The 7,759-nt window shown below is 47.4% G+C and carries 8 protein-coding genes; 6 read left to right on the forward strand and 2 right to left on the reverse strand.

Annotated elements, in window-relative coordinates:
• The 5 genes from IH879_15830 to IH879_15850 all read left to right on the forward strand — a co-directional run.
• A partial coding sequence (locus tag IH879_15830; protein MCH7676397.1) for a hypothetical protein occupies window positions 1-229 on the forward strand: 229 nt, incomplete at its 5' end.
• 18 nt (window positions 230-247) lie between these two features.
• Window positions 248-1,105, forward strand: coding sequence for a 3-hydroxyacyl-CoA dehydrogenase (locus IH879_15835; protein ID MCH7676398.1), 858 nt, complete (start codon window positions 248-250; stop codon window positions 1,103-1,105).
• A 176-nt stretch (window positions 1,106-1,281) separates the two neighbouring features.
• On the forward strand, window positions 1,282-2,346 hold the full coding sequence (locus IH879_15840; protein ID MCH7676399.1) for a squalene/phytoene synthase family protein: 1,065 nt from the start codon (window positions 1,282-1,284) through the stop codon (window positions 2,344-2,346).
• 50 nt (window positions 2,347-2,396) lie between these two features.
• On the forward strand, window positions 2,397-2,699 hold the full coding sequence (locus IH879_15845; GenBank protein ID MCH7676400.1) for an antibiotic biosynthesis monooxygenase: 303 nt from the start codon (window positions 2,397-2,399) through the stop codon (window positions 2,697-2,699).
• A 466-nt stretch (window positions 2,700-3,165) separates the two neighbouring features.
• Window positions 3,166-3,714, forward strand: coding sequence for a hypothetical protein (locus IH879_15850; GenBank protein MCH7676401.1), 549 nt, complete (start codon window positions 3,166-3,168; stop codon window positions 3,712-3,714).
• Between the two features lie 217 nt (window positions 3,715-3,931).
• On the opposite strand, the gene IH879_15855 is transcribed toward IH879_15850, so the two are convergent.
• On the reverse strand, window positions 3,932-6,586 hold the full coding sequence (locus tag IH879_15855) for an ABC transporter permease (protein MCH7676402.1): 2,655 nt from the start codon (window positions 6,584-6,586) through the stop codon (window positions 3,932-3,934).
• A 15-nt stretch (window positions 6,587-6,601) separates the two neighbouring features.
• Window positions 6,602-6,925, reverse strand: a complete 324-nt coding sequence (locus tag IH879_15860) for a helix-turn-helix transcriptional regulator (GenBank protein ID MCH7676403.1) — start codon at window positions 6,923-6,925, stop codon at window positions 6,602-6,604.
• Between the two features lie 343 nt (window positions 6,926-7,268).
• On the opposite strand from IH879_15860, the gene IH879_15865 reads away from it, so the two are divergent.
• A partial coding sequence (locus tag IH879_15865) for a 3-isopropylmalate dehydratase large subunit (GenBank protein MCH7676404.1) occupies window positions 7,269-7,759 on the forward strand: 491 nt, incomplete at its 3' end.

The raw sequence follows: 7,759 nt of genomic DNA on the forward strand, positions 1-7,759 counted from the left end.
GGCCATCCCGCTAGCAGTGGGCCTCGCTCTAGGCCTAGCGGCGGGCAGGAGCTCGCGATCTGAGGTGGAGAAAATCCATGTCGGACTAGAGCAAGTTCATGACAGACTAGAGCGCACCGAAATCGATTCTTCGGGAGGAGGGGAACGGGTGGCGCCCGGAGCTATCCTACGGATCGCAGAGGAAACCAAGAAGCATCTAGCGGAAATCAAGAAGCATCTAAGAACCTAACAGTATGGAACGTTCACAATGACCGAGATAAAGAGGGTGGGAGTGTTGGGTTGCGGCCTAATGGGTCGCGGTATCGCGCAGATTTCGGCCCAGGCGGGTTTCGAAACCGTGGCGCGCGATATTAGCGACGAGTTCACAGCTAGCGGAAAGGAAGCGATAGAGAAATCGCTCGCCAAGTTCGTGGAGAAAGGAAAGATGTCAGCCGACGACCGGAAAGCGGCTTTGGCAAGGTTGACGATGACGACTGACATCTCCGATTTAAAAGCGAGCGACATTATTGTTGAGGCGGTCACTGAAGACCTCGAGTTGAAGAACGGAATGTGGCGAGAGCTGGACGGACTTTGCGGCCCTGACACTATCTTCGCCTCAAACACCTCCAGTCTTACTATTGCGGCTATGGCAGCAGTTACCCAGCGTGCAGACCGTTTCGTGGGCCTGCATTTCTTCAATCCGGTACATATCATGAAGCTGGTGGAAATTGTCAGGGGTCTGGAAACCAGCGAGGAAACTATCGCCGCTACAAAAGGTGTCGGTGAAAAAATGGGCAAAGAGACCGTGACCATCAAAGAGTCGCCCGGCTTTATTACCAGCAGAATCAACGCCATGATTGGCAACGAGGCCTTTTACATGCTGCAGGAGGGCATCGCCACTGCGGAGGAAATCGACAAAGCGCTCAAACTGGGCTTAAATCACCCCATGGGACCGTTCGAGATGGTGGATTTGGTCGGTCTGGACACCCGTCTGAGCATTTTGAAATTTCTGCATCAAACGCTTGGCGAAAAGTACCGACCCTGTACTTTGCTGGAGCAGTATGTGCGGGCCGGAAGGTTAGGGCGCAAGACGGGCAAAGGCGTCTATGATTATACAAAAAAATAAATAGCATTCTATATAGATTTTCTTATTTTGTAAAGACCCAAAATGAGCGATTGGCTTTTAGCTTTTGGCCTCTAGCATTTAATTTTTGGGTACTTACATTGAGAAATTAGCTAATAGCCAACAGCAAATAGCGAATCGCTCAAATTTAGGAAAGATAAACAAATAGAAGATAATAGATGCCGGTCCATAACGATTTTTCTCGCCAATCAACTTTGCCCCCGCACCTTTACTGCAAGGCGGTCATTCCGAAAGTTTCCCGGACGTTTGCCATTAGCATTCGTGTTTTAAGGGGCGATTTTCATAAATCGGTACTCTGTAGTTATTTATTGTGCCGTATTCTTGATACCATAGAAGATTCCTCCTTTCCCCATTTTTCAGATCAGGAAGCCGTTTTCAATTCTTTTACCGAGATATTTTCCAGGGAGGATTTTTCAAATAGAGCGATCCAAAGCTGGCTCGAACTATTTTTTACAACCGCCTTGGTGCGGCAGGATGAAGGTGACTATTACGACCTGCTTCGAAATACCAATTTGGTCATTGCAAACTTCCTGACCCTTCCCGGCAATTATCGTAAGGTGATAAAAGAGTGCATCATAGAAATGTCCACCGGTATGCTGAGTATGGTTTCGAAGCGGCAGCAAAGTACGACACCGTTTTTTCTAAAAACACTAGCCGACCTGGAGAAATACTGCTACTTCGTGGCGGGCACAGTCGGTGTACTGACTGCCAGACTGCTCCGCGAATACTCAGGCCGGATCAATCACTCTCTTTTCAATTATCTCGAGGAAAAATCCGTTTCTTTCGGGTTAGGCCTGCAGATGACAAATATCCTGAAGGACTGTTGGGCGGATTATCAAAGAGGCCTGTGCTATATTCCGGAGGCGATGATTTCGAAGCATAACTTAAGCGCCGCGAGTTTCTTTGAGCCTGAAAACACTAAAAAGGCACAAAAGACCATAGATGATTTGATAACCCTGGCGGCGAGTCACCTTGATAATGGCCTGGATTTAATACTATCCCTACCCAGGAGTCAGTTCAGAGTTAAGCTGTCATGTTTGTGGCCCTTGTTTTTTGCCATCACCACGTTGATTGAAACGAAAAGAAACAGAAAACTGCTTTTAGGGGAAGTCGTGAAGATTTCCAGGGCGAGGGTTCAAAAATTGATGCGAAAAACGACACTTTTAGGCTGGAGTAACAGAGGCATTGGTAATTACTACGAGAGTTTTCGCGTGTTGTTGTAAGACAGAAGGTGTTGAGTCTTAGAGCCGATATTTTGAAAGGAGAGCAAAATTTGTTTATTGCCATGAATCGATTTCGGATAGCCCTTGGGCATGAAAGTGATTTTGAGGAGATCTGGCAGAACCGCGAGTCATATTTAGAAGGGGTGGCCGGGTTTAATGAGTTCCATCTTCTAAAAGGCCCTTCAGATGAAGAGGCGACTTTGTATGCCTCGCATTCAGTTTGGGAATCACGGGCCGCTTTTGAGGCCTGGACGAACTCCGAGGCTTTTAAAAAAGCGCATGCGCAGGCCCGTGCCCCTGAAGGAACCTATCTTAGCCACCCGAATTTTGAGGGTTTTGAAGTAATTATTTGAAAGGCGGCGCTGGTTTTTAATTTTTTTTATCTACGGGGACTTACTTCTTTTAATTGCTGAATATGCTCAGTTTCGCGAATTATTCCTGCGTATTGAACGAAACTGGAGAAAAGCGTGTTCGTTTTTTAAAACCAAACCCTTGGAGAAAAACAGCCTTCCTCTCCTTTGATGGAGCAGGTTATGAAGGCAGGGAGGTTCGTCCGCAAGGCCGGAAATGGCTATCTGACTATTCTGATCACTGATTTTTAACGCCAGGAAGATAAGGAACTGAAAGATAAAATCTTTTGCTTTTTCTTGAGATAGTTTCCAATTTAGCACAAATTTGTCAGCTTTAATTCTTCGCGTCTCTGTGCCTTTGCGGTTCATAGCTTAGACTTCAATATCCCAAAATACCCCCTGATATTTATCCTATTTTTTCATATAATTAAGTCACTTTTTGACATTCAAAATTAATGAGGACAACGTCATGGGAATGACTTTAACCGAAAAGATTTTAGCAAATCGCGCCGGAATGAAAGAAGTCAAACCGGGTGATTTAATTTTTGTCAAGATAGATATCGCCATGGCGACGGACATTTCCTCGCCGTTGACCATAAAAATTTTTAAGGAAATGGGAGGGGAGAAAGTTTTCGACCCCGAGAAAGTCCCGCTGGTTCACGACCACTTGGTTCCCGCCAAAGACATTCAATCTGCTGAGTTTTCTAAAATGATGCGAAATTTTGCCCGCGAGCAGGGAATCAAATATTATTATGAAGTCGGGCGTTCGGGAATTTCCCATCAGCTTTTGCCCGAGCAAGGTTTGATTCATCCCGGCGACGTGGTTTTTGGCGCCGACTCCCACAGCACAACGTATGGCGGATTAGGGTGCTTTGCAACGGGCGTCGGCAGCACGGATATGGCGGCGGCGTGGGTTTTAGGGGAAAGCTGGCTGCGTGTGCCCGAGTCTATTAAAATCAGGTTCACCGGCAAGCTTCCCGAGTGGGTAGCTGGCAAGGATATGATGCTTTTTCTATGAGTAGCTATTAAGGTTGCTCAGTATACACCCAATGACAAAAGCTGTCATCAGTTTGCTCGAGCACGCTCGTGAGCAAGTAAAAGAGAAAGCGTTTAGTGCAAAAAAGTAGTACCTGAAATTTCAAATGACTAAAATCCAAAATGGGCTAAAATTAAAAGCGCCTAAAATACAGTGAGAAATACCGAAAAAAGAAAAAAGCCGTGTGGCGCGCACCTTCCTACTCATACTGTAAAGTCCGCGCCGGATTGATCAAGGCAGCCTTTATCGCCTGATAGCTTACGGACAGAAAGGCGATAAACAGGGCAACCAGGCCCGCCACAATGAATATCCACGGACTCAGGTCCGCGCGATAAGCGAAGTTTTGCAGCCATCGGTTCAGGGTAAGATAAGCGACGGGCCAGGCAACCAGGTTAGCCAACAGCGCCAGTTTCAAGAACTCCTTTGACAACAAGTTAAAGATACTCGCACTTGTGGCGCCCAGGACTTTACGGATGCTGATCTCTTTCGTGCGCCGTTCCGCCAGGTATGAAATCAGGCTGAGTAATCCGAGACAGGTTATGAAGATACCCAGGAATGAAAACGCGCTGATGCCTTTTGCCAACGCCTCTTCGGTCCGGTAAAGTTTGTCGAAATTATCATCGACAAAGGTGTATTCAAACGGATAGCCGGGCACTATCTCCTGCCATATCTGTTCCATCGCGGCGATGGTTTGCGGCAAATTCTCCGTATCGAGTTTTAACGAAATGTAGAAGTACCAAAACGGTTTTATGAAGTAGACCATGGGCTCAATTTCATGGTGTATGGACTCGAAGTGAATATCTTTGACGACGCCAACAATGCGCCCCTTGCGTGTCTCCGTCGGCTGGCTGCTCGAACCGGTATTGTAGGTGGCCTCAAAGGTTTTGCCAACAGCTGTCTCCCAGCCAAGTGCCTTCAGTGCGGCTTCATTCAGCAGAAACGCCTCGTCCTCGTCCGTACCGAATTCCTTTGAGAAGGTGCGGCCTTGCACGACATCAATTTCAAATGTGTCAAAAAAATTTTCGTCGACGGAGACTGCCGTGATGGGCCAAGGTTCATTGCTCTTGTCAGGATTGCCGCCTTCAGGGATGGCGGAAACGGCAATGCTGAGTCTTTCCGTTGGAATGTGTGATGAAATCGACACGCTCCTGACACTCGGGTGGCTGAGAAATTCGTTCTTCAACAAATCCGGATTGTCACGCACTCGCCGGCCTTGGGGAATGACCAAAATCTGCTCCTTGTTATATCCCAGGCGCTTATTCTTGGCGAACTGCAACTGCTGGTAAATGCCCGTCGTACAGATCAACAGAATGATGGCGATGGCGAATTGTGAAACCACCAAGGCTTTACGTAAGAATGATTTTGTGGAGCCGGCGTTCTTTGCGTCTTTAAAGATTTCCGCCGGCCTGAAAGCCGATAGGTAGAAGGCCGGGTAACTGCCGGATGCGAAACCAACAAACATGAAAAGTGCGAATACGGAGAAAATTAACTGCCCGTTCCGGTTCAGGTCAAAAACCAAGTTCTTGCCCACCACTTCATTCAATAAAGGTAATGAGAATTCCACCGCGATCAGAGCGAGGAAAAACGCAATCGCAGTGAGGAGCATGGACTCCGCTAGAAATTGGTTGATGATTTGACCGCGGTGCGCCCCGGCGACTTTGCGGATGCCGACTTCCTTTGAGCGTCGGGCTGATTTCGCTGTGGCCAGGTTCATATGGTTAATGCAGGCAATCAGTAGCACAAAAAAACCAAGCAGAGCCGCAATATAAACGTAGCTGATGTTGCCGTTTTCTTCGATCTCACCGCCAATTTGTGAGTGCAAGTGAATATCCGTTATCGGCTGCAGATAGGCGAGGACAGTCTTGTAATTCTGCGCCTCTTCTGCGCCCAAATGCTTTTGAACAAAGCCCTGAAATTGAGCTTCGAAGGCAGATTTCGAATGTCCTTCAGGCAACAAGACGTAAGTGTGGGCAAAAGTAAATCGCCAATCCTCCAAGATCGCCTTTGGCCAAATGGCCTCGGCCGTGGCAAACGAAAGCAGAATATCAAAGCCGAAATGAGAAGTTGACGGCACATCTTCCAGCACGCCTGTGATCTGAATGTTATGATCCTGATTGTTCCAGCGCAGGCTCAGATGCCTACCGACCACATCGATTTCGCCAAAATATTTTTCTGCCGTGGCGCGCGTGAGGACTGCGGTGTAGGCTTCTCGCAGGGCGGTTTGCGGATCACCGCTTAATTGCGGAAAAGAAAAAATTCTTAATGTAGCTGCGTCAACCCAAAACAGCCGATCTTCAAGGAACTGCTTTTCGCCTTGCCGTAGCAGCGCGGGTTGCCGGTCCCGCCGCACGCGGACGGCCTTAATATCGGGAAAATCCTGATTTAACGCTGGCGCGAGAGCAAACGCTGTGGGCGCGGTTTTAAAGCCATCCACGTCTCTGATGACTCTAAAAATCCGAGAGCTGTTCTCGTGGTAACGGTCGTAGCTCAGTTCGTGTTGCACAAACAAAAACATCAAAATGCAGCAGGCCACGCCGATGGCTAGACCGAAAATATTGATCAGAGAAAAGCCCTTGTATCTGAACAAGTTTCTGAGCGCGACTTTAAGGTAATTTGTCCACATAGCAAAACTCCAAATAAAATGTTGAAAAAGCAAAACAGGCACAATATGAAGGACCTGAAACCAGAAAAAAAGCCCGGCAAGGACTCGGCCGGATGACCGAACTCGGTCGTGGTATTCTTCCTCCATATCGCCGATAAGAGAATCGTGCTCCGGGGCGAGTAAAAGTTCTACAAGCAAGGCCAGGATTGGAGGTCGGTGGTGTGCCTCAGGATTGTGATTACTGCTATTCATAAGTCGATCGCTAATTTAAACATCAAAAGCCAACCTGGGCAGGTCGCTCCAGGCCTCTTGCTGAATTTGCCGAACGGCGTGCAGGGCCGCCAAACCCGCGGGTGTTAATTCGTAAAAGCGCTTTCTCCGGCCGCCGCGAACGTCCGTCGGGTCACTCTCCCATGTGGTGAGATGACCTTTTTTCACCAATCGTTCCAGTGGAATATAAACTGCTCCGACAGACATTTCCCTATTAAGCAACTCTGAAGCGTGTCGGCGAATGGCTAGCCCGTAGGCCTCCTTTTGCAACTTCCATACAGAGAGAAGAAGAATTTCTTCCGCCCGGGTAATAATTTCCATGTTCGTGCCTGATATTTAATTTGTTTTACATTATAAAAGAAATTGTAATCAATGGATACGGCAGTTCGAAACTATTTGTTTCATAATGTAAAACAAATAGGAAAAACCTCCCGGGCGCTTCGGATTCTTTCGCTAGAACAAAAAAAATTATTGGTCCAGAGAAGCTCTGATCCTTGGAACTCAGAGTGATGCCGCACGCAATGTTTGAGGCCATCTGGTTTTTTTCTAAAAATGAAACCATAGAGACATTTAATTATTACAAATACCGCTTGATATTTATCTTAATTTTGCCTATAATTAAGCACTTTTTTGAAGCAGATTTTTCAAATAAAGAGGATGCTCCATGGGAATGACTTTAACCGAAAAGATTTTAGCAAATCGCGCCGGATTGAAGGAAGTTAAACCGAGCGATCTGATTTTTACCGAGATAGATATAGCTATGGCGACAGACATTTCCTCGCCGTTGACCATAAAGATTTTTAAGGAAATGGGAGCGGAGAAAGTTTTCGACCCCGAGAAAATCCCGCTGGTTCACGACCATTTGGTTCCCGCCAAAGACATCCAGTCCGCTGAGTTTTCCAAAATAATGCGCAATTTTGCCCGCGAGCAGGGAATCAAATATTATTATGAAGTCGGACGCTCAGGAATTTCGCATCAGCTTTTGCCCGAGCAAGGTTTGATTCATCCCGGCGACGTGGTTTTTGGCGCCGACTCCCACAGCACAACGTATGGCGGATTGGGGTGCTTTGCCACTGGCGTCGGCAGCACGGATATGGCAGCGGCCTGGGTTTTGGGAGAAAGCTGGCTGCGGGTACCGGAGTCTATTAAAATCAG

Source organism: candidate division KSB1 bacterium, from assembly GCA_022562085.1.
Classification (GTDB): domain Bacteria; phylum Zhuqueibacterota; class Zhuqueibacteria; order Oceanimicrobiales; family Oceanimicrobiaceae; genus Oceanimicrobium.